Genomic DNA, 23183 nt, shown 5'->3' on the forward strand with positions numbered 1-23183 from the left:
TAACATGCAATTTGCTATTATATCGTTAAACGATATATCGATAGTCGATATAAAAGTGGGTGAACCTGGATGAAACGAATTGAAGACTATTTGCCATTATCGCAAGCGACGTACTATATATTATTGTCACTTAGGGAAGTCCGCCATGGGTATGCAATTATGCAGGATGTAGAAGAAATTAGTCATGGCGAAGTTACGATGGGGCCAGGAACGTTGTACGGGGCACTTGGAAAACTCGAGAAACAAAAAATTATTGTGAAAGCAGATGTGGATGAAGAGGACAGACGTAAGTATTACCACCTTACTCCGCTCGGTAAAGATATTCTCCAGATGGAGTATAAACGCCTTGAATCTCTCGTAAAAAATGCAAGCAGCATCATAAAGGGAATGGAAGGTGAACACGATGACAGTCAAAAAGTTTAAATTATTTTTAGCCTCAGACGTTGAAAAAGAAGAACAATGGTTAACGGAATTGTCGAGTAAAGGACTTCATTTAATTAAATATCGTTTAGGACTGTATTATTTCGAAGAAGATCCTAATCATTCATACGTCTATCAAATTGATTTTCGTGACGCTGATGATGATTATTTTCAATTATATAAGGACACTGGCTGGGAGCATATTGAATCTTTTATTCAAAAGTTTCATTATTTCCGGACGCCTGCTAACAAGGAGAGTTTGAAAAAATTATATTCTGATCGCGAGTCAGTGAAAGAAACATTTCAGAGAATGGTCCAATTTTATATGGTTATATTTTTTGCCATGATTGTTTCGCAGCTTGGGTTAATCTTAACGTGGAAAGGTTATGTCATTCAAATAGTCGTGGCTAGCTTGGTAGCATTCATTTTTATTATCTATTTGTATTTATTTTTCGCGCTTAAGCGAAAAATTGATTTTTATAAATAATTTTAGAATCGAAGTAGTTAGTTATGTCCGATTTACCTTTTTAAAAATAAGTTTTTTAAAAGTTCATTTTTTATTTGCCGCTATGTTGCGAAAATCAACATAAAAGACTAATAGACCTAAATATAAAGTTCTAGCATTATGATCTAACAAAGGATGGAGGAATAAAGTATGAATCTCACTCCAACACGACAATCCGTGTTACTCGTATTAACGACTGAATGGCAGACGCCGAAACAGATTGCTGATCAGCTTCCGGAAGCAGGTGGGAATACATCCCCCGTAAACGAGTCTCTAAAAGACTTAATGCGTGAAGGTCTGGTGCAAGCTAATCCAATTGTATTCGGAATGTATCGATTAACTCCGAATGGTATGGAAATCAAGGTAATGAAATTGGATAAGAACCAATGAAATGTAGGCAAGTTACATGATTTCTTAGCAACTTAGAAAGAAACGGCATGGAAAACAGGATCATACGTATTGGTCCTTGCGAACGCATGTGCTACAATGTTTGTATATCCCATTAGGCTATTTTCGTAAAGTTTGTTGCTGTGTAAAAGTCCAAAATCCGGCTTTTACACCTAATAAGGAAGTTTAGCGGTTCTTAAGATTTTGGCAGCTCTTTTCTCAGCTGAATAATGAATGTTGATGTCCATATCCTTTTTTCAGGAAACAATGTTCGAGAAAAGAGCTCCATTAAAATAGGTGAGAAAATGGATTATCAAATAAAAATAGCAGTGCGTCCTCTCGTAGAATATGTGTATAGAAGTGGAAGCATTGAATCAGGTTTTAGAAGTGTGACCACATTAACAGAAGGAACGAAGGCACATCGTAAAATTCAAAAGGAATATAGTGAAAGCGATGAAAGTGAAGTGTTTCTTCAAACAGAGATGGTTTATGATCATCTCCTTTTTGTTATGGAGGGAAGATGTGATGGATTACTCCATACAGAAGAAGGATTCATGATTGATGAGATCAAGTCAACATCTGGAAGTCTTCAAGATATTACTGAAGAATCCTATCCGGTTCACTGGGCTCAGGCAAAATGTTATGCCTATATGTACGCTAAACTGAATAACCTTAGTGAAATGAACGTCCAGCTCACCTATTTTCAAAAAGAAACGGAAGAAACGAAAAAATTTAAGAACCAATTTAGTTTTCAAGAACTAGAAGACTTTATGTTTATGCTTTTAAAAAGCTATGCTCCTTATGGAAAATGGATGAAGGAACATGAACAGGAATTGAAAAAGAGTGCTCGTCATCTCCAATTCCCTTATGAAGCATATCGAAAAGGTCAGCGGCAATTAGCTGCATCAGTCTATAAAACAATTGTTGATGAAAAAACATTATTTGCAACGGCGCCAACAGGGATTGGGAAAACAATCTCTACCTTATTTCCTACAGTGAAAGCAATTGGGGAAGAGGTCATCAAAAAAGTTTTTTATTTAACCGCCAGAACGACGACCCGCCAAACAGCAGAGGAAGCTTTTCATTTAATGAGGAAAAATGGATTGAACATGAAATCTGTTACCATCACGGCAAAAGATAAGATCTGTTTCACTGAGGAAAAGATATGTACAAAAGAACACTGTCCGTTTGCTGATGGCTTTTACGACCGAATTAATGATGCCGTACTTGATATTCTTTCAAATGAAACCGAGATGACTAGAGAGATCATTGAGAAATATGCCAGAAAGCATATGGTATGCCCATTTGAATATTCCCTGGAACTTGCCTATGCCGTAGACGCTGTTATTTGTGATTATAATTATATTTTTGATCTTCGTGTTTCATTAAAACGAATCTTTGATGAGTCGAAAAAACAAACGGCTCTTCTTGTTGATGAGGCTCATAACTTAGTTGATCGTGCGCGGGATATGTACTCGGCGAACTTAGAGAAAAGGATGTTCCTAGAATTAAAGCGTTTATTTAAACATAGTCATGTTTTTGAATCTGCAAAATTAATCAATGATTACTTCATCCATCTTAGAAAGCAATCTAATGGAGAGCAATATCAAGTTCTACAAGAGGTTGATGAAGAATTTAACGAGCTTATTGAAACATTCATTGAAGATGCGGAGCAAGAATTATTTAGGGGTGCAGAAGGAGAGAGTGGGCAAGCTTTACTTGATTCGTATTTTGCAGCTTTAAGCTGGTCTCGCATCTCAAAGCTGTATGATGAGCAGTATGTCTCCTATGTTGAAGTAAACCGAAATGAAGTTACGATTAAAATGTTTTGTTTGGATCCTTCTACCGTTGTTCATAAAGCTGGAAAGTCATTCAAAGCGAGGATTTATTTTTCGGCCACTTTGTCACCATTAAATTATTTCATGCTTATGCTCGGTGCTCAAGAAGATGATTACACTGTATCCATTCCATCACCTTTTTCGAAAGAACAAACGGATGTTAGGGTCCAGCCATTGTCTACACGGTACCGTGATAGGGAAAGATCAGTTTTGCCGATTGTTCAAACACTTGAAGCCGTCGTCAAGGAAAAACCCGGAAATTACATCATTTTCTTCCCCTCTTATCAATATATGAATCGTATATTTGATGAATGGACAGCGCGTGATATTGGAATTCCGACAATCATCCAAGGTCCTGGAATGACGGAAACGGAACGGGAAGATTTTTTATTAAAATTCCAAGCAGATCAAAAGGATTCTCTCATAGCTTTTGCTGTCCTCGGTGGCATCTTTTCAGAAGGAGTCGATTTAAAAGGTGATCGATTAAATGGGGTTTTATTGGTTGGTGTTGGTCTCCCGCAAATAGGTTTTGAACGCGAATTAATAAAGGATTACTTTTCGAAAACTGGACAAAATGGCTACGATATTGCGTATGTGTTTCCTGGTATGAATAAAGTTCTTCAAGCTGGCGGGAGGCTCATCAGGACTGAAACAGATACAGGTATTATTATGCTTTTCGATGACCGCTACCTCCAGCCAAAGTACAAAAAAATGATGCCGGAGGAATGGAGAGATTTTCGGGTTTTCTAATGGTTATATAATCCTTTTGTGGGTAAATTAAAAGAAAAGCGGAAGAGCCTTGCTCATCGACGTACAGGCCCACAGGATGTGGGTCCGTCGACGTCGCCACAGGACGTGGCGGTTTTAGTCGACGTTCCTTACTTGGCCTCTGACTGAGATAAAGGAAACACGGCGAGGGACGAGCAGATGTTGACTTATCGTAGGGAAGAGGACAAGAAGTTTGATAGTCGATAGGCTTTGGAGCTAGACAAAGAAAAGCGGAAACGCTCGATAGGCGCTTGCAACTAGACAAAAAACCACACTCCATAAAAGGATTTAGCCATGAACAACATCATAAAGATTTACACAAACGACTTGAAAAATATTGTCACTAACTGGGCTGCCGCTATTCTAATCGGCGGCCTTATTGTACTTCCTTCCCTTTATGCTTGGTTAAATATTGCAGCAATGTGGGATCCGTATTCAGAGACAGGTAATCTTCCTGTCGCGATAGTGAATGAAGACGCGGGTGCTAAAATTCGTGACCAAGAGATTAATGTTGGGAAAGAGTTAGTCAACACGTTAAATACAAATAAAAACATGGATTGGCATTTTACAAACCGAGAGAGGGCAATGGATGAAGTCAATTACGGTAATTATTTTGCGGTTATTATTATTCCTAAAGATTTTTCGGGAAAATTGGCCTCCGTCATTTCGGTTAAACCAGAAAAAGCTCAAATGGAATACTATGTAAATGAAAAAATCAATTCTGTTTCGCCAAAAATTACCCAAAAAGGGGCTTCACTTATAGTTGAGCAAGTGAGCAGCAAGTTCATCTCCACTGTAAATGGGGTTATTTTTGATCTGTTCAACGAAATAGGCATTGAATTGGCACGTGATCTTCCGGATATTGAAAGATTTGAACATTATATTTTTATACTTGAAGAAAATTTACCAGAAATTAATAGGGTTTTAAATGAATCATTAGCTGATGCAACATCAGCCCAGAACATTCTTAATAAAGCGGAAGGGAAAATTCCTGAGGTTAGGCGGCTCACAAATAATGGACTTGATACGATAAATAAAACAACAGATTTTATAACGGCAGCAGAAGACCGTCTTAATGCAATCGCTCCAAAAATTAAGGAAGATGTGGAGAGGGTTCAGAAGATCTCCGATGATATTAACCGTTTTTTAAACAATGCACAAAACGTCAATATTGATCTAAGTAAGGGAGATGAAATACAAAAAAACCTTCAAACTCACTTTGATAATGCTCTACAAACTATTGATGTGATTGAATCATCTTTGCTTCAGCTTAAAAAGATAAATTCCGAGCAACAAAACAATGCTGGTGCGGAGCAATTGGATCAGGCAATTGCCAAAACAGGTGAGTTAAAATCAATGCTACAAACTGCGCAAAGTGATGTAGCAGGTATCAATCAATTATTAAGTCAAAAAAGGCAAGAATTTAAAGATACATTAGCAACAATTAAAAATAAGGCATCAACCGCCTCTGCAAAATTAGATACGTTTATTCAGGAATATAATAATACGATTGAACCGACGATTTTAAATGAAGTAGCTAAGGCGAAAAAAACATTGTTAAACGCAAAGACGTTGTTAACCGAGGCTCAGTCAACCTTACCGGAAGTGGAAAGGATCTTAAGCAGCACGCAAGGAAACTTAAAAGAAGGCAAAAAGGCCTTAGATTACGCCCATGGTCAGTTTCCGTATGTGAATGCAAAAGTGAAAGAACTTACAGATAAAATCCGGAAACTAAAAAACAAAGCGGATATTAATGAGATTATTCATTTACTTCGGCATGATCCGAATGCAGAACGTAATTTTTTTGAAGAGCCAGTGAAGCTTAATGAGCATAAACTTTTTCCTATTGAAAATTATGGAACCGGAATGACTCCTTTTTATACGGTGCTTTCGATTTGGGTTGGTGCGCTTTTACTGATTTCGTTACTCGCAATTGATGTTCATCATGATTCGTATACAGGAAAGCAAATTTACTTTGGTCGCTTTTTGACCTTTTTAACGATAGGGTTTTTACAAACTCTTATCGTCACGTTAGGTGATCTATTAATACTCAAGGTATCCGTCAGTGCTCCCGTATGGTTTGTCATTTTTGGACTTTTCATTTGTCTTATTTTTATGTTGATTGTTTATTCACTTGTTTCTGTTTTTGGAAATGTCGGAAAAGCGATGGCGATCATTATGCTTGTTTTGCAAATTGCAGGCTCAGGCGGGACATACCCAGTCGTGCTTTTACCAAAATTCTTCCGGATGATCAGTCCATTTTTACCTTTCACCTATGCTGTCGATTTAATGAGAGAGGCCGTAGGGGGGATTGTCTGGCAAAGAGTTTTGCATGATCTTCTTTTTCTTTCCATATTCGGAATAATCGCGTTGTTGTTTGGCACGTTTTTAAAAGAACCTCTTAATAATAAAACGAAAGCATTACTAAAAAAATCGAAGGAATCCGGTCTTTTTCATTAATCGTATTGTAAACATTCCTGATTCATTATATGATTACTATATATTCTTTATTAAGAACGAAATGATGAATCAGGAGGAGCGAAATGGATTTAAAATCAGTTCGACGTTTTCAAGAAACAGTAATACGAAATGAGGACTCATCAAAAACAGGTGTTCATTATAATGAAAAAACGATAGAAGATTTTTTGCAAACATTGAAAAGAATCGAAACGAAAATTGATGTGTTATTGATGCAAAAGAAATAGGAAATGAATCTTTTTCACCCGTCACGCGTATACTTCTGTACTAGTGAACATAAGAGGATGATAGGACATGACCGATTATAGTATTAAAGTAAAGGATGAGCTGCGAGCTTGGAAGAAAAAGATGCTGAAGAAGTCCAGCCTTATTAATCAATTATCGAAAAAAGCGCAAACGAAAGTGAATAAACTTATTCCGGAAAAAGTACATTCAGTGATGACAGAAAGCATAAAAAACATGGTAAAAGCAACGTTGATTGGTTCAAACATTACGACGAAGAAGCATCAAACTTTAGGCATGAGTCTTTACGAGAAGGACGAATTATTGAAAGAAAAGCTGTCAACATATCGAAAAACAGCAGTCATTGAAGGTGCTGGTACTGGTGCTGGTGGTATTTTGCTCGGTTTAGCGGATTTTCCATTGCTCTTGTCGATTGAGATGAAATTTTTATTTGAGGCGGCTGCCATTTATGGCTTTGATACTAACGAGTACGAAGAGCGGTTGTTCATTCTTCACGTTTTTCAGCTTGCTTTTTCTAGTGATGAAAAACGGAAGGAAACGTTCCGTATCGTTGAAAATTGGGAGGATGAAAAGCAGTTTTTAGTGGATATGGACTGGAAAAAATTCCAACAAGAATACCGTGACTATATTGATTTCGTGAAGATGTTGCAACTGATTCCTGGTTTTGGTGCGATTGTAGGGGCGTATGCCAATTATAATCTTCTAGATCATCTTGGAGAAACAGCGATGAACGCGTATCGATTAAGAACTTTGCAAGATTCAATTTAGGCCGATTACCCGTAAGCGAGTAATCGGCCTTTAATGTTCAATCTCTTTTTTTACTAATTAATAGGGTAACTTGAGCCATCGTGAAGGTTAATGATGACTTTTTCCGATAAGCCAAATATTTTGGTTTCCACGTGTCGGCATATTTTTCTTTGAAATTCCTTAAGCCCTTGAAGTGATATAAGAAATGGCCATGTAAAAATAATTGAGCTGCCATTCTTTCGCTTAAAAACGAAAACTTTGATTGGCCGACATTGGAAAGAGGGGCCATGCCTAAATTAAATGTATGATAGCCAGTCTCTTTTGCCCATCCGAACAGGGAGATAAAAATAAAATCCATCGTACCTGATGGTGCTCCCGGAACAAAACGCATCAAGTCTACCGAAGCGGTGTTACCATCATCATACATAGGCATAATGCTTGCGAAACCAACGATTCCTTTTTCCCCACGCAAGATAATCACTTTTGACTGGTTCAAATAATGTTCATCAAAAAAGCCGAGTGAGAAACCTTTTTCACTTCTACCATGAAGCCATTTATCCGAAACCTCTTTTATTTCATGTAAAAGTTCGGATGAGAAAGGTGGATCCATAATCTCTATTAAGTAATTTTCCCTTTCGAATTTATTTTTTATTACTCTTTTACCCTTCATTTTCTTACCTGTAAGCGTGAAATTGTCTAAATCAACAAATGCCTCCTCGCCCAATTTGAAAAAATCAAATCCATATTCATGAAGATGAGGAATCACTTTATTGCTTACTTCATAGAAAACCAGCCTGTATCCAAAGCGATCAGCCGTTTCGAGAAATTCTTCAATAGAGGAAGGAAGATCTTCCCTTTTTCCGACAGGGTCTCCAAGGACAATAATTTTATCCGCATATGTTTGATAACTAAATAGGACGGTTTCGTTTTTATTCCAGAAAACATATTTATCATGTAAAAAAATGAGATGTGAAAGAACGGTCCCCTCATATTTTGCAAGGTGATCCTTTATTTTTTCTTCTTGATTGGTTGAAGGTTCGCTTGCAATCAGTTTAGGTTTCCGAACAAAATATCCTAAAACTAATATAACTCCTGCAATGATAACCCCTATAAACGCACTGTAAAATAAATCATGATAATCAGTAATAATAAATGGTCGAAGCTTTGATGGGATACTGAGCTTTGACGTTGGTAAATTCAAATATCCGATTATGATATACATGGCAGTAATGAATAGGACTACTGCTATATCAAAAAATGCTTTCCCCCAAGTCATGACATAACTTTCTCGATAAAACCGCTTTTTTGACATAAATAGAAGTAACGCTACGAATAACATAAAGATCGTTTCTTCATAATCAATCCCTTTTAATACAGAGAAGATGGCGGCAAGGGATAAAACTAAAATCGATAAATAGTAAGCCCTTTTTACCTTATATTCAATCCCTCTGCATAAACCCAATAAAATAAAACCAGCAGCAACGGTCAATTGATGAGAAACCTGCATAATCGGCTGTGATAAAAATTCTTCTGCGATTTTTAGCCTGTATAAAACACCTGGGACAGCAGCTGAAAGCAGTAGAATAATTCCTGATATAAAAATAAGAACGGTCAAAGAAATATGACTAACTCGTTGAAAGAATATATTCGGTAAGTTATTCCACGAACGATTCCATTTATCCCAGTATTCCTTAATGAATAGCACTGCAGCTAATAGGAATGGAAAAATAAAATAGCCAAGTCGATATAAGATAAGCAAGACGAGTACTTTTTCATCAAGAATACCAAAGCTTTGCATTCCCCAAAGGAAAACAAGGTCAAATGATCCCATTCCACCGGGAATCATACTGACAATCCCTGCACATGAAGCAATGATGAAGATTGGGATTAAGCTCGATAATGGAACAGGAATATTTAATAGGTGGGTCAAATACCATATGACAATAAATACTGCCGCCCATTCAAGCGCTGAAACAAGTACAAGTCTACCTGCTATTTGGAGCTTTAAATGCGAACCACTTTTGCGTTTATTTTGCAAAATATATAAAAAGATAAAGATTGGTAGGTATAAAATGACAGCTAAAACCGCTAGCATAAGCCACTTAGTATTATGTAGCAAAGGAAAATTTCGATATCCAATTGGAATGATCCATGCTAAAAGTGAAATACCGGTAAGATAAAAAAGAGTGACGGAAGCAATTGTTTTCAATAAACCTTGTTTTTCTACATCGTATTTTGTATAAAAATAACTTCTTAGCATTAAGCCAACGAGTCCACCGAATCCAATAATATTGGAAAATGTATTCACGATAAATGATTGTTTAACTAATCTCTTAGGAGTAATTTTAATACCTAATAATTTTACAATCGTGGTATCGTATAAAAACATTGGTGATACAGCGCAAAGAGCAACAATGAAAAACAAAGCCACTTCCCATATTTGAAGCTGGCTTATTTCCTGTTGAAGTAAATTCAAATCTACCCCTCTAACCGATTTTAATATTTCGACGACCGCCAAAATCAACAGAAGGAGAGGGAATAATATTTTTAGCACCTGAAATAGCTGCTTTTTCCGAATCTTAATAATGGTTAACACCTCATTGCTGCTTGTATAATCTTGTATCGTCTATTGTACTATTATAAAAAAGAAGCCTAAAGTTGGAGCTCGATATAGAGAATAGATGGCAGTGAATTCTTTCGGTTTCACTTACAGTGTTAGTGCTTTATTTCAAGTGGGTGCAATTCCAAACATAATATTTATTTAAGCTTTACCCAATCCGTTCCAATAAAATTCTACAATTTGGTCCGCCATTTCTTCAATTGGAAGAAGAGGCTGGTTTTGGGCGTCTTTATAGTTTCCGATTGTTAACATTGCTACAAAAGCATGTGCAGCAAATTTCGGATTTACATTGGATATTTCACTCTTCAATATCCCCTCATTTAGTGCTTCTTCAATTACAGTATACATTTGTTCTTCAGCATCTTTTATTTCTTGAATCTGTCCAGTTGATAAGGAAGTATTGGCCTCTTTAAAAAAACTTTTTAAATCAATATCTATAGTCGCTCGTAAAAAAGTGCTTGCAAATGTATGTAAACGTTCTTTTAATGGGTGATCACCGGATAATAAATAATTCATTTGTTTCCTGATTCGAATCATCATTTTGACCATAGCATCTGTAAACAGGTCAGCTTTTGTTGAATAATGGTAATAAATTGTTGCTTTCGTAACTCCACATGCTTGGGCAACATCGTCCATCGAAACGATTTTGTAGCCATGTTCCAGAAACAAACGAGTAGCAACATCTAGTATAATTTCTTTCGTTGGTTTGGCCTTTTCGTCCTGCCTTGGCCTTCCGATTGGACGCTGTTTCTGTTCCACTATTTTCTCTCCTTACTACGCAAATTATTAATTATTATAACATAAATTAAATTGATACTTGAAAAATTAACTGACCAGTATATATAATTAAAGCAAAAATGTGGAGGGAAGTGTTTAGATGAAACTTTACCCTTTTAATACATGGGGAAAATACGTTGGTGGTTCAATATCTAGATGGATTACTCTTGCCACTTGGGTTTTATTAACCGTTGTTTTATCTTTTGCCTGGCCAGCTGTGAATGAAGTAGAGGATGATGCAGCTCAAGATCTTCCTGCTACAACGATGTCCCAGCAAGCGAACGCCCTGATCAATAAGGAGTTTCCTAATGACGCTGGGAACCCTGTCTTAATAGTCTGGCATAGAGATGACAAACTAACAGATCAAGATTATGAAGCTATCCAAACACTATATTCTTATTTAACCGATAAACCGTTAAAAATGCAGTCAACTTTACCTCCACTTGGTAATATTCCAGTTCCTGCACTTGCTCAGAGTGCATCTAAAGACGGTACATCCATAGTGACTCCTATTTTTTTCGATAAAAGCGCGGGAACGGAAATTTTACAGGATAATATGGTTACATTAGAAAAAATGATTAATCACACGTTAAATGAGGATCCATTTGAAAAGATGCTTTCGGAGCCTGGTTTGCATGTACGCTTATCTGGCCCTGTTGGTATACAGACTGATGCAGTCAATTTGTTTAGCCAAGCGGATGTTAAATTGTTGATCGCAACAGTATTATTAGTTTTAATTCTATTAATTCTTCTATATCGATCTCCGTTTATGGCGATCATTCCTTTAATTGTAGTGGGCTTTGCATATGGCTTGATTAGCCCAATTCTTGGATTTCTAGCGGAACATGATTGGATTACCGTGGATGCCCAAGGAGTTTCCATCATGACGGTTCTGTTGTTTGGAGCAGGAACGGACTATTGTTTGTTCTTAATCTCTAGATATCGAGATACATTGCTTCATGAGGAAAACAAATTTAAAGCACTTCAAACGGCAATTAAGGAATCAAGCGGAGCTATTACAATGAGCGCATTGACCGTTGTAATTGGGTTGGGAACGCTTGGGCTTGCTCATTATGGTTCTTTTCATCGGTTTGCTGTGCCTTTTAGTCTAGCTGTTTTTTTGATGGGAATAGCTGCTTTAACTCTTCTCCCTGCTTTACTTGCGATATTTGGAAGAGGAGCTTTCTATCCTTTTATCCCTAGAACACCAAAAATGACAGAAACACTATCTAAACTGAAAGGAAAAATAATAAAACAAAGGAGAGAGAAGGGGAAAATTAGTAAAGGGTTAGGACGAATCGTTACTCGTCGTCCTTGGACGATTATATTGCTTTCACTAATCCTATTAGGAGGTCTCGCCTCTTTCGTTCCACGCATTCATTATACGTACGATTTATTGGAATCTTTTCCAAAAGATATGCCTTCAAGAGAAGGTTTTGACCTAATATCGAGCCATTTCTCAGCTGGGGAACTTGCGCCTGTCAAAATTGTGATTGATACGGAAGGGAAACAGGAGCCCTGGAAGGAGAGGCTAGAAAATATTCCGTTTATTACAGACGTGATGGAACCAATGCAAGGTAAAAGTAATCCACAATTATTCTTATATGAAGTATCGTTGAAAGAAAATCCTTATTCGGTAGAGGCGATCAATCGTATCCCCGAGTTACAGGACCATTTGAAAGACATACTAGATAAAGCGGGATTAAAAGATGCGGAACATTACTTTTGGGTTGGTGGAGAAACGGCTGCACTTTACGATACAAAAGTGACAACGGACAGGGACCAATCTGTCATTATTCCAGTTATGATTAGTATCATCTCGTTATTACTATTATTTTACTTACGTTCACTGACAGCCATGGTGTATTTGGTAACAACTGTTGTTTTATCATTCTTTTCAGCACTTGGAGCAGGATGGCTGATCCTCCACTATGGTTTTGGAGATCCTGCGATTCAAGGAGCTATTCCGTTATATGCCTTTGTTTTTCTTGTCGCTCTTGGAGAGGACTACAATATTTTCATGGTTTCGGAAATATGGAAAAACAAACGAATACAAAACCATCGAGAGGCCGTAGCCAATGGTGTAATCCAAACAGGAAGCGTCATTACATCAGCCGGATTAATTTTGGCAGGAACATTTGCAGTATTGGCAACACTTCCGATTCAAGTCCTCGTGCAATTTGGAATTGTTACTGCTATAGGTGTATTGCTCGATACATTTATTGTTCGGCCACTTCTCGTACCGGCTATTACAACTGTCCTTGGCCGCTATGCCTTTTGGCCAGGCAAGTTATGGAAAAAGAAAGAAGTTTCAACTGATAATTCATCCATTTCATCATGACATACGGATTCCGGGGATCTTTGTGGTTCTCGGAATTCGTTATTTTAAATAAAAGGACGATCCATCTACTATATCAACGTCATTCCTTTTTCTACAATCATCCATTAACTTTAACAGGGCTTCATCTTTTTTCTTTGCCTCAATCATGCAGTCAATTTGCGGAATCGTCGCTTTTATTTCGTTTAAAAAAGTGAAAAACATGTCAACATCCACATAATCCGAATGATGACGAAAAGCCTTATCACTTTTTGGACTTGATATGTGCATTTTTATTGGGAAAGGAGAGGTTGTCCATGTTTGGATCACTCGTTCCCAATTGGATTGCCAATCGCTATTTTGATGGTGTGCTAGGTGATGGTGATAATCAAATACAAGAGGAATCCCTAGTTTTTCACATAAGTATAAGGTGTCTTCTAAAGTAAAGGACTTGTCATCATTTTCGAGCATAATCATTTTTTGTATTACTTGGGGAACAACCATCCAATTTTCCACAAAGCGCTCAAGAGATTTCTCCGTATCCTTGTAATTTCCTCCAACATGCATAACACAGCGATGGGTTGGATTAAGTCCCATCCCCTTTAATAATAAATAATGGTGTTTTAACGTATAAATCGAGTTTTTCAATACTTCCGGTTTTAATGAATTAATAAGGACAAAGTGGTCGGGATGAAAATCTACTCTCAACTCATGTTCTTTGATGAATGTACCTATTTCACGTAGTTTTTCACGTATTGGATTCATATAGTCCCAATCTTGAAGTGCTTCATGAGTTGCCAAAGGAATTAGACGAGACGTCATTCGATAAAAATGAATGTCATATGCAACGTTATGCCTTAAAAGTCGCAAAGTATTTTGTAAGTTGGTTAAAGCAATATGTTCTAGTTTATGTATAGCTGCTTCGCGATCCTTGAGTTTTTGGAAATTCGCATATGTCATTGTTTTGGATGGAGAAGCATTTTGAAGCTCCATACTTAAAGCTACATAACCAAGACGTACAAGTGTCATGTTTCCACCTCCATCTTTAGTATGTAAAATTGAAGGATTGCTAAACAAGGAAAAAATGTAATTTGATCTAAAAAAGTAAAGTGAAAGGATTGTACATAAGCACATCAACACTGTATAAGCAAAAAGGTATCAGCTTTGTAATTTTGCACGTAACCTTAAATCAAAGGGGCGGAGAGCATTCCTAATGGTAATCATCAATAAGGAAAAAGACATTAGTTTTCATGCTGAAGCTATATGATGGGCTCTGTCTTCATCGTGTAATTTCATTTTCCATTATAGTTTTTTCCTTGGATAAGGAGTGTCTATTTGCTTCATAATAACAAAAAAATAGGGAGTGATTTTGATCGTGGAATACCAACAAGAAACAACCATTGAACAACATTTAATTCATTATAAAGAAGGACTTGGCAATTACCAAAAAAGTATGCCAGAGCTTGTGAGTGCATTTAATCAATTTACTGAAGCAGCCTTTAGTGACGGTGAAATACCTCAAAAATATAAGCAATTGATGGGGTTATGCATCAGTATATATTCCCAAAATGAACACTGTATGATATACCATACAAAAGGTTGTTTAGATCAAGGGTGTACGGAGCAAGAGATTATGGAGAGTATTGGTGTTGCCGCCGCCATTGGTGGAGGAGCGGTAATGAGTCAGGCTGCTACGATTGTAAGAGACAGCATTGATCAATTAAAGCAACAAAGACACTAGAGTATCAAATGAGCAGTGGGTAGTCTAATTAGAACTACCCACTTTCTAATTTTCAAAATATTGGTTTCATTAAGAATGATAGTATGTAAAAATCATAGTAAAAATAAGTTGTAATAGCTGGGAATTATATCAATCAAGTTTTATTATTAAAGTATAATGTCCAGCAAAGAAAGGTTGGTGCCGTATGGTACACACTAATTCGGTTAAACTTACTTCACTATCTTCAAAAGGAGGTTGCGGTTGTAAAATAGGTCCTGCCGACTTAGCGGAAGTGATACGAATGCTTCCTCCTGCAACCCAAAATCCTGATTTACTTGTCGGTCTTGATACGAGTGACGATGCAGGAGTATACAAACTGAATGATGATTTGGCAATTGTACAAACCGTTGATTTCTTTACGCCGATTGTAGATGATCCGTATTCCTTTGGACAAGTTGCGGCAGCTAATGCGATAAGTGATATTTATGCGATGGGTGGAAAGCCATTGACTGCCCTTAATATTGTAGCTTTTCCGATTGCTACATTAGATAAAAGTATATTAGCTGATATTTTACGAGGAGCAGCCGATAAGTTGAAAGAAGCTGGAGCAACACTAGTTGGCGGTCATTCTATTGATGATAAGGAGCCAAAATTTGGTCTTGCAGTAACTGGCTTGGTGCACCCCAAAAAAGTTAGAACTAACGCAGGCGCAAAGCCAGGAGATAAGTTAATTTTAACAAAACCAATTGGTGTAGGAATATTAACCTCTTCTCTTAAAAAAGGGCTCTTAAACCAATCAGAAATTGACCGTGTCACACAAGTAATGACGACATTAAATAAGAAAGCAGCCGAGACAATGGAATCTTTTGAGGTCCATGCTTGTACAGATGTGACCGGCTTTGGCTTATTAGGTCATTCATTAGAAATGGCGAAAGGAAGCGATGCAGGGATACGAATTATAAAAGAGCAAGTTCCGATTTTAGATAGAGTAAGGGAGCTGGCAGAACAAGGCGTTATCCCTGGTGGAACGAAAAACAACCATGCTCATATACAGGGTTCTGTATCTTTTCCGGAAAATATGGATACAATTGACCAATGGATTTTATGCGATGCAGTCACATCTGGTGGCCTTTTGATTTCTGTTGATGGTGAGGATGCTGAAAAGCTATTATCGGAACTCCATCACGTAAAAGTCGAGGCAGCAATAATCGGCGAAGTAACGGACGAACATATTGGTAAAATTGTTGTAATTTGAAGGCTGTGAGGAGAGGTTATATGTTCCGCGATATAGCGATTGAAGATATGATGGCAGTAAGGGAAAAAGGCGAAATGGTGCTTATTGATGTTCGGTCGCCTTCCGAATTTAATCATTCCACCATTCCAGGCAGCTTAAATATACCGTTGTTTAACGATGAAGAAAGAGCAGAAATCGGAACATTATACAAACAAGTGAGTCCAGAAGCAGCACAAGATCGCGGTCTTGAAATTGTTTCTGCAAAGCTTCCGGATTTTATTAAAGCATTTAAACAACTAAATAGGGAGATAACTGTTTTTTGTTGGCGCGGCGGCATGCGAAGCAAAACATCCGCAACAGTTTTAGATTTAATGAATGTGAAAGTGAATCGTTTACAAGGAGGAGTACGCGCTTATCGGAAATGGGTTGTCGATAAAATGGAGAGGATGGATCTTTCTAAGAAAGCATTCATTCTTAATGGAAATACAGGAACAGGGAAAACACTCATTTTACGAAAGCTCCAGAAGGAAGGCTACCCTGTAATTGATTTGGAGCAAATGGCTAATCATCGCGGATCTATTTTCGGACAAATTGGTTTAAACCCTCATAATCAAAAAACATTCGACTCCCTTTTAGTCGAGCGTTTAGAGCAATTACAAGATTCATCTTATGTATTGTTTGAAGGAGAAAGCAAACGAATTGGAAAAGCGGTTCTTCCTCAAGCTTTATACGATATGAAAGAAAAAGGCACCCAGATTTTTATCGAATTGCCAATGGAAGAAAGGGTCCAACAAATTTTAGATGACTACAGTCCTTGGGAATACAAGTCTGAATGTATGGAAGCATTTCGGAAAATAAAATCACGCATCCACACTCCCATAGCTACTCAAATAGAAGAGTGCTTACATTCTGAGGAATTTTCCTTAGCAGTCAGGCTACTGTTAGAGTATTATTATGATCCGCGCTATAAATTTACAGCGGACCAATATCCTGAAAGTCAAAAAGTAATGTTGCATGTCCAACATGTGGACGAGGCGGTAGAGCAGATCAAAAAGTTAATTGGGCAGAGCGTGAAATCGGGACATAAAATGGCGTCAATTTGATAGAGAAAAATAAGGATTCTGCTTTGGTATAATATTTTGGAGTAATGGTGCTCTTAAGTCTTATTTCACTTTCTATCGAGGCAGAAATCGGAAGAAATCCGAGTTTAAATCTCGATTCGTCGTCAATCGGGACAGAAATCTGAAGAATGCGTTGATCTTGCTGAATGTACGATTATTTATGTAATTCGACAAATTATAGGTAAATCCCCCGGGATAAGGAAGATATTTCCTGGTTAAAAATGTAAAGAAGATACGGTATTCCCCGTATCTTCTTAAACTGTTTATTAATAATGCTTCTTCTTATGGTGATGCTTGTGATGGTGGTCGTAGTGCATCATTTGTGGTGAGATTGACATATTCTGAAGCTGAACTTGGGTTTGATGATCATAGTGGTGATGCCCATGATAGTGTCCGTGATGATGATGTACATAAGGTTGCACCATTGGGTAGCTTGTGCAACCTGTGCAACCCATAGTACCCATAGTACCCATAGGGTAGGACATAGGCATTCCAGGATATCCGTAATATTGTCTTTCCATTTAATCACCTCGTTTGTCATTTTCACTATCCAGTTTATGTCCACAGGCAAAAGATGAAACCCGTATTGGTGGAAATGGGTGAAAAACGATGATTTTGGGGAAAGTGCCGTTAAAATAGCTGGGTGGATACAACAAATTACAAGCGGTTTTACCAAATTTCTCATGAGAATAATCATTTGAAATGATATTAATAAAGTATTATTATGTTTATGTAATGGTCTATGTTGGTCTAGCATAGTTGTTATTGTGCGTCACTCGGGTCGTGGGTTCGAGTCCTAACACCAGTATTTCGAGTAAAATTTGATATAAAGCGATTTCTAGCAGCATTAGGAATCGCCTTTTTCTTTTTGGAAAGGAAAATAACGACATTTTGACGACGTCTTTCTAATTTTAATGGTTTATAGTGGTTTTAATTGTTCCTTGATAATGCTAAATCTAGAATTTCTTTAGCTATCCCATTGGCTTGTCTCACTTGCATGATATATTTAACCAAATCAAGGCTATAAATTCCAATCAGAACTATTCAGAGCGTGCATTCCAGTTGAATTTACGATATAGAAATGTTAACGAATACCAATATAGAATTAATTGACCATTTACAAAGTCATAATATAGTTGTTGTTGCGTCATTGAAGCATGAAGGAGGGACACAAAGTGAATATAAGAAGTTGTTACTTTAACATCTTGGTATAACACAAAACTCATTGGCATTTTTTGCTGATAGCCTTCATGTTGAAAAACATGGCAACTCATGTCCGATATTCTGCTATTGTTCTTTTTGTCATAAAAATTTATTTAGTATAATCTAAAATTCGCTATTACTCTCGACAGCTTCACTCGATTCAGAGTTGAATATTTAAAAAAAGAGTTTCTATAACTCCATGTTATATTCTTTTGGCTTAATAATGTTCATTGGTTAACATCTTTCTTTTGCAAAATCTTCTAAGTCGCTAGTGTATAGTTTTTATTAATCTCCCACTATTACAAACATACGTTCTTAATTATGTAAAAAGAATATCCCTACGATTAAGCAGGGATATTGACTTTTGGATTTATTTTAGTTCGCTAGCAGGAATAACCCATATTGCTTTGCCTTTTTTAAATGGATTTCCAAAATGTAATTGATATTCGTCTGAATCAGGCACGTCAAAAGGTATTTCACCTCTTAATTTTCCGCCAGCTTCAATAGATCCATCAAATTGTGCCTGTATTCCTTCCATAAGGAATGTTGTGTTATATGAATAGCCATCTGCATCTTTTAAATCAATGTTCATAACAGAGGATACAACTTGTTCTTCATCTGAAGTATTTTCTGCAGTTATGTTAACAACAATGAATTTGTCCTTTTCAGGTGTATCAAATTCTCCACCTTTTTCGATTCGCGCTTCGTTTAGTGTAATCGTAAGACCATCAAAGTTCACAGACTCACCAATCTTTAATTTTTGTTCTGCTGGCTTTTCTTTTTTCTCATTATCTTTTTTCTCAGTTTCTTTGCCTTTACTATCAGCATCGACTTTTGATATTTCAGCCTCTCCACATGCCGACAACACTAGTGCTAAAATTGCTCCTACTACTAATAAACCAAACTTTTTAAGATTCATTTTTATCTCCTTTTATGCTTCTACACCAATATTTTTAGACTTATCTTTTCTGAATACACCCATCAATCCCGCAATCAACAATAGTACACACGGTAATAAATAGAATAGTGAGATGGAGATAATTCCGCCGATTGCCGCAATCAACATAAGTATTCCACCAACTTTAGGCTTTCCTTTTACCATCGCTGAACCTACAATACCAACAATAGATAGAATAATAGCAGCCCAACCTAATCCGATAATATCACTTTCTCCAGAATTACTAATAGCAGCGTCAACTCCGCCTATTAATAGAGCCATAATCGCTCCGATAAATCCAAAGATACCACCTAATAGACCGAGCACAAATTCGGTTGTTCTTTTCATACTAATCCCCCTCTAAAATATTGTTTATGTAAGAAACATACACACTTTCTTATTAGTGTGATATTTGATACCAGAATTAATCTTTTTCGCCCTTCATAATTTCCCACATCTTACGAAGTTTCAGTAAATCTTCTTCTGGTGATTGTGGTAATTCTCTGTGCCATCGTCTTAGTTCAGGATCGTGTATAAATGCTTTTAATTCTTTTTCTCCATCGTCATCTATGTATCCTGCAGCAATCATCAATTCGTTTTGCGGTACATCTAACGGACCTGAAAGTTTTTTAAGAATTTCAGCAGAGGGAATTCCTCTTTTACCATTCTCTAATTGTGATAAGTATGAATTTGAGACACCAGAATATAATTCTAATTGACGAATAGTTAAATTTCTTTGTTTCCTAAATTTTTTAATATATTCTCCAAATTCTTCTACCTTCATTTGCAGTCACCTACCCACATTATAGTAAACTTTTTTACATTTAATAGAAAATATTAAAAAAAGTGCTTTCAAAAGTAAATTTATTAGGTTGATGTGATTACAACAGCAAGATTACAAACACTGGCTGAAAAGGCGTTGATAGTATGAAAAATAATTTAAGGACGTTGATAGTTGCAGGGAGAAGACTAAAGAAGAGAGGGGGCATTTTTATATGTGTGGGATTATGCAAAAGAATGAACAAGATACATACAGCAGGAACACATACAGCATTTATTAGGAAAAAGAACTTTATTTTAGATAAATTGCTAGCTGTTGGAGTGACGCATTCGCAACAGGGACAGTACATTAGAAACCTAGATTATGAGGAATTGTGTCAAAATACTCATTTTCAAATTATTTCTAATTTAAAAATAGCCCACTAAGGGCGTTATCATTTTTCACATGCAATTCCATCTTTATCTCTATCTAACTTCATGTTTGCGTTATAGAGGGAAGAAGAAACAAATGGTTTATATTTTGTTTTTCCTCCTTTATTCTTCACTTTTGATGATTTAGCAACCCCGCCCTTGTAATCTTTATTTAATGCCGTGCAATTTTTGTAAGTTTTTACTTTTTGTTTTGCTTCCACTGTGTCAATAGTAGATAATCCAAAAACTAATCCTAAACCTAGAAGAACAGCTATTACTTTTTTCATTTCAATCCCCCTTATTTTGTGTGAATTTCCCATTTATGGCTTATTATACAATTCTATAAAGTAGAAAGAAACTACTAATATATAACAAAATAGAAGTAAATCGTAATGGTAATTGTTAGAACAGGAAATTATGAAACATTAGGGGCTTTCTCTCAGGAAGATGAATAGAGTATAAAGAGCACGCAGAAACAGAATAGATTTTTCCGAAAAGCTAAATATTCAATATAAATATATTAAAAAGCCCCATCTTATTTTCAGAGGAGCTAAATTATATACAAGCTATCCGCCAATAATTAGTGGCAAACAGTTGATTTATCCAATTTTTACTTATCCTATGGTGGTGTTAAAATGTTGTGAATTCAACTGATTAGGAGTAAAATGTTTTCTGTAATACGGTGCATTAACGATGGGGACGTAGGTTTGAGTCCTATCACAAGCATTCTTCAATAATGGAGAAGTACCCAAGTCCGGCTGAAGGGGGCGCACTCGAAATGCGTTAGGGCGGGCAACTGCCGCGTGGGTTCGAATCCCACCTTCTCCGCTTTCAAAAACCTATATTAATTTCTTAATATCTAAGATTGTTTGTAAGTGCATTCCTTCGTGAAAAATCGTGCGAATCAATACTTGCTCGATCGTATGCATCCCCATTTCTGTTGGTGAAAATTCCTCTTCTAATCTATTTCCGTATTCTCTTTTTATTTCATTAGGCTGCTGCTCTAGTAAAATTTTTAGCTCGCTATAGGAAGGAGTGTCATTCGTAAAGTCCTTAGGTGTTGTACCAAACCCGAACCATTTATTGAATTCTTCTGGGACGGCTGTTTCTTCTTTTGTAACAGCTTGGATCCATAAATATTGGTCTAGATAAAGATGACCTAAATTCCAGCGAATATTATTGTTGAATCCTTTTGGTATGATTTCTGCCTTTTCTTCTGATACATTTTCTAGAACACCTAACACATAGCTCCGATACGATTCCATCTGATTAAATAATATTTCATGCCGTTGCTCCATCATAAACACCTCTTTGTTATTGATACCAATAAATTCAAGTAAACTATCAATTTTTCCTGCATAAAATTAAAAAAGCTCTAATCTCAAAAAGATTAGAGCTTTCATTTATTATTTTTCTGGACGAAAAATTTTGTTATAAGTCAAACGATCTTCTTCAAGATCTCTGATTTGTAAAATATTTCTCGTTTTTAAATATGAACTTTTGAAGCTTTTCCCATTCGCATTTTCAAACAAAATTACACGCTCATCATCATTGTCACTTTCAAGGCTTTCTTTGTATGTAGCGTTAGGAATATATTCTTTGACAATGGAATATTCAGGGAATTTTGCTGCTTCACTTGTTTCGGATGCGTTATTTTCAACAGCGACATCCTTTTTATTTGTTGGCTGTTCGCCATTACTACAAGCAGCAGTTAGCAATAAAGTAGCCATTATTAAAAACAATAGTTTTTTCATGTTGTCATCTCCGTTCTTATAAAGATTTTTCCAAAAATAAATGCCACACATTTATAATTGGATTAGGCACTTTTGTTATAATAACGCCTATGAAATTATATTGCAATAATTTTGCATTATTATTAATAATTCTTTAAATTAGTAAAAATCCAATAAAGAGTAGGCGGAATAATGGGAAAAATGTTAGAAGTCGATCTATTTGAGCCAATTCAAAATTATTTTAAAAAAATAGGATATGCGGTTCATGGTGAGGTTCACCATTGTGATGTCGTGGCAGTAAAGGATGATCAGTTAATCATCGTAGAGTTAAAGCTAACCCTAAATATTGATCTCCTTATCCAAGCAACAAAGAGACAGCGTCTTACAGATATGGTGTATATTGCAGTTCCAAAACCTAGATTTGGTTTTCGTACGAAAAAGTGGAAAGATATTTGTTATTTGATTAGACGATTGGAATTAGGGCTGATTATTGTGTCATTTCAAACGTCTGGTGCATATGCGGAGGTTAAAATACATCCGAGTCCTTTCGATCGCAATAAGAGTATGCGTTTAAGCAAGAAGAAAAGAGACAATCTCATAAAAGAAATAAATGGTAGGAGTGGAGACTATAATGTTGGTGGCAGTACTCAGACTAAAATCATGACAGCTTATAAGGAAAATTGTATATACATTGCGTGCTGTTTTGAACGTTTTGGACCACTTTCTCCAAAAAGATTACGCGAAATAGGAACTGGAGACAAAACCCTTTCAATCCTTCATAAGAATTATTATGGCTGGTTTGAGAGAGTAAAAAGAGGGACTTACATAATTAGTGAAAAAGGAAAAAAAGAAATAAAGTTATTTCCTGAATTAGTTACATATTATTACAAATCCATCGGTGAAACTGAATCTTCTTCCTCAACTAGAACGTAATTCCTAGATAA

The 23183-nt window shown here is 36.4% G+C and carries 23 protein-coding genes and 1 tRNA gene; 14 read left to right on the forward strand and 10 right to left on the reverse strand.

The window, feature by feature from the left end:
- The first annotated feature begins 69 nt into the window (after positions 1-69).
- The 7 genes from KHA93_RS19735 to KHA93_RS19765 all read left to right on the forward strand — a co-directional run bounded on the left by KHA93_RS19735 (position 70) and on the right by KHA93_RS19765 (position 7407).
- Positions 70-423, forward strand: coding sequence for a PadR family transcriptional regulator (locus tag KHA93_RS19735; RefSeq protein ID WP_213112273.1), 354 nt, complete (start codon positions 70-72; stop codon positions 421-423).
- Positions 404-907, forward strand: coding sequence for a DUF2812 domain-containing protein (locus tag KHA93_RS19740; protein WP_213112274.1), 504 nt, complete (start codon positions 404-406; stop codon positions 905-907). Before KHA93_RS19735 ends, KHA93_RS19740 begins: the two co-directional genes overlap by 20 nt.
- 168 nt (positions 908-1075) lie before the next feature.
- Positions 1076-1315 carry a helix-turn-helix domain-containing protein gene (locus KHA93_RS19745; RefSeq protein WP_213112275.1) on the forward strand — a complete coding sequence of 80 codons (240 nt, stop codon included), beginning with the start codon at positions 1076-1078 and terminating at the stop codon, positions 1313-1315.
- A 302-nt stretch (positions 1316-1617) separates the two neighbouring features.
- On the forward strand, positions 1618-3900 hold the full coding sequence (locus KHA93_RS19750) for an ATP-dependent DNA helicase (protein ID WP_213112276.1): 2283 nt from the start codon (positions 1618-1620) through the stop codon (positions 3898-3900).
- Positions 3901-4212: 312 nt separating this feature from the next.
- Entirely contained in the window at positions 4213-6378 is a 2166-nt protein-coding gene (locus KHA93_RS19755; RefSeq protein WP_213112277.1) for a YhgE/Pip domain-containing protein, read from the forward strand.
- A gap of 83 nt (positions 6379-6461) precedes the next feature.
- Positions 6462-6623 carry a hypothetical protein gene (locus KHA93_RS19760; protein WP_213112278.1) on the forward strand — a complete coding sequence of 54 codons (162 nt, stop codon included), beginning with the start codon at positions 6462-6464 and terminating at the stop codon, positions 6621-6623.
- A 67-nt stretch (positions 6624-6690) separates the two neighbouring features.
- Positions 6691-7407: an EcsC family protein gene (locus KHA93_RS19765; RefSeq protein ID WP_213112279.1), complete on the forward strand. Its 717-nt coding sequence runs from the start codon at positions 6691-6693 to the stop codon at positions 7405-7407.
- Between the two features lie 37 nt (positions 7408-7444).
- On the opposite strand, the gene mprF is transcribed toward KHA93_RS19765, so the two are convergent.
- Positions 7445-9982: a bifunctional lysylphosphatidylglycerol flippase/synthetase MprF gene (gene mprF, locus KHA93_RS19770; protein WP_349772323.1), complete on the reverse strand. Its 2538-nt coding sequence runs from the start codon at positions 9980-9982 to the stop codon at positions 7445-7447.
- Between the two features lie 165 nt (positions 9983-10147).
- On the reverse strand, positions 10148-10765 hold the full coding sequence (locus tag KHA93_RS19775; protein WP_213112280.1) for a TetR/AcrR family transcriptional regulator: 618 nt from the start codon (positions 10763-10765) through the stop codon (positions 10148-10150).
- Between the two features lie 118 nt (positions 10766-10883).
- Here KHA93_RS19775 and KHA93_RS19780 point away from each other — a divergent pair, with 118 nt between their 5' ends.
- A complete protein-coding gene (locus tag KHA93_RS19780) occupies positions 10884-13124 on the forward strand; it encodes an MMPL family transporter (protein ID WP_213112281.1) in 2241 nt (746 codons plus the stop codon).
- 39 nt (positions 13125-13163) lie between these two features.
- On the opposite strand, the gene uvsE is transcribed toward KHA93_RS19780, so the two are convergent.
- A complete protein-coding gene (gene uvsE / locus KHA93_RS19785) occupies positions 13164-14129 on the reverse strand; it encodes a UV DNA damage repair endonuclease UvsE (protein WP_213112282.1) in 966 nt (321 codons plus the stop codon).
- A gap of 346 nt (positions 14130-14475) precedes the next feature.
- On the opposite strand from uvsE, the gene KHA93_RS19790 reads away from it, so the two are divergent.
- The 3 genes from KHA93_RS19790 (at position 14476) to mnmH (ending at position 17157) form a co-directional block, all read left to right on the forward strand.
- Entirely contained in the window at positions 14476-14841 is a 366-nt protein-coding gene (locus KHA93_RS19790) for a carboxymuconolactone decarboxylase family protein (protein ID WP_349772324.1), read from the forward strand.
- Positions 14842-15025: 184 nt separating this feature from the next.
- The gene (selD, locus tag KHA93_RS19795) at positions 15026-16075 is read left to right on the forward strand and encodes a selenide, water dikinase SelD (protein WP_213112283.1); all 1050 of its coding nucleotides are present in this window, start codon (positions 15026-15028) and stop codon (positions 16073-16075) included.
- Positions 16076-16095: 20 nt separating this feature from the next.
- Positions 16096-17157 (forward strand): tRNA 2-selenouridine(34) synthase MnmH, encoded by a 1062-nt coding sequence (gene mnmH / locus KHA93_RS19800; protein WP_213112284.1) that lies wholly within the window; start codon positions 16096-16098, stop codon positions 17155-17157.
- Between the two features lie 1058 nt (positions 17158-18215).
- Here mnmH and KHA93_RS19805 read toward each other — a convergent pair.
- The 4 genes from KHA93_RS19805 to KHA93_RS19820 all read right to left on the reverse strand — a co-directional run bounded on the left by KHA93_RS19805 (position 18216) and on the right by KHA93_RS19820 (position 20099).
- A complete protein-coding gene (locus KHA93_RS19805) occupies positions 18216-18449 on the reverse strand; it encodes a hypothetical protein (protein ID WP_213112285.1) in 234 nt (77 codons plus the stop codon).
- Between the two features lie 299 nt (positions 18450-18748).
- Entirely contained in the window at positions 18749-19297 is a 549-nt protein-coding gene (locus KHA93_RS19810) for a DUF4352 domain-containing protein (protein ID WP_213112286.1), read from the reverse strand.
- Positions 19298-19309: 12 nt separating this feature from the next.
- Positions 19310-19663 (reverse strand): DUF4064 domain-containing protein, encoded by a 354-nt coding sequence (locus KHA93_RS19815; RefSeq protein WP_213112287.1) that lies wholly within the window; start codon positions 19661-19663, stop codon positions 19310-19312.
- Between the two features lie 76 nt (positions 19664-19739).
- Positions 19740-20099 (reverse strand): helix-turn-helix domain-containing protein, encoded by a 360-nt coding sequence (locus tag KHA93_RS19820; protein WP_213112288.1) that lies wholly within the window; start codon positions 20097-20099, stop codon positions 19740-19742.
- 233 nt (positions 20100-20332) lie between these two features.
- Here KHA93_RS19820 and KHA93_RS19825 point away from each other — a divergent pair, with 233 nt between their 5' ends.
- Positions 20333-20521, forward strand: coding sequence for a hypothetical protein (locus KHA93_RS19825; RefSeq protein WP_213112289.1), 189 nt, complete (start codon positions 20333-20335; stop codon positions 20519-20521).
- Between the two features lie 8 nt (positions 20522-20529).
- Here KHA93_RS19825 and KHA93_RS19830 read toward each other — a convergent pair whose 3' ends face one another.
- The gene (locus KHA93_RS19830; RefSeq protein WP_213112290.1) at positions 20530-20793 is read right to left on the reverse strand and encodes an excalibur calcium-binding domain-containing protein; all 264 of its coding nucleotides are present in this window, start codon (positions 20791-20793) and stop codon (positions 20530-20532) included.
- 451 nt (positions 20794-21244) lie between these two features.
- Between KHA93_RS19830 and KHA93_RS19835 the strand changes: the two genes are divergently transcribed.
- Positions 21245-21334 (forward strand) — tRNA-Ser (locus KHA93_RS19835).
- 11 nt (positions 21335-21345) lie between these two features.
- Here the strand turns inward: KHA93_RS19835 and KHA93_RS19840 are convergent.
- Entirely contained in the window at positions 21346-21804 is a 459-nt protein-coding gene (locus KHA93_RS19840) for a DinB family protein (RefSeq protein ID WP_213113051.1), read from the reverse strand.
- A 108-nt stretch (positions 21805-21912) separates the two neighbouring features.
- On the reverse strand, positions 21913-22260 hold the full coding sequence (locus KHA93_RS19845) for a hypothetical protein (protein ID WP_213112291.1): 348 nt from the start codon (positions 22258-22260) through the stop codon (positions 21913-21915).
- A 171-nt stretch (positions 22261-22431) separates the two neighbouring features.
- Here KHA93_RS19845 and KHA93_RS19850 point away from each other — a divergent pair, with 171 nt between their 5' ends.
- Positions 22432-23172 (forward strand): DUF2161 domain-containing phosphodiesterase, encoded by a 741-nt coding sequence (locus KHA93_RS19850; RefSeq protein WP_213112292.1) that lies wholly within the window; start codon positions 22432-22434, stop codon positions 23170-23172.
- Positions 23173-23183 lie beyond the last annotated feature (11 nt).

This window comes from Lederbergia citrisecunda (assembly GCF_018343695.1).
Classification (GTDB): domain Bacteria; phylum Bacillota; class Bacilli; order Bacillales; family Bacillaceae_C; genus Lederbergia; species Lederbergia citrisecunda.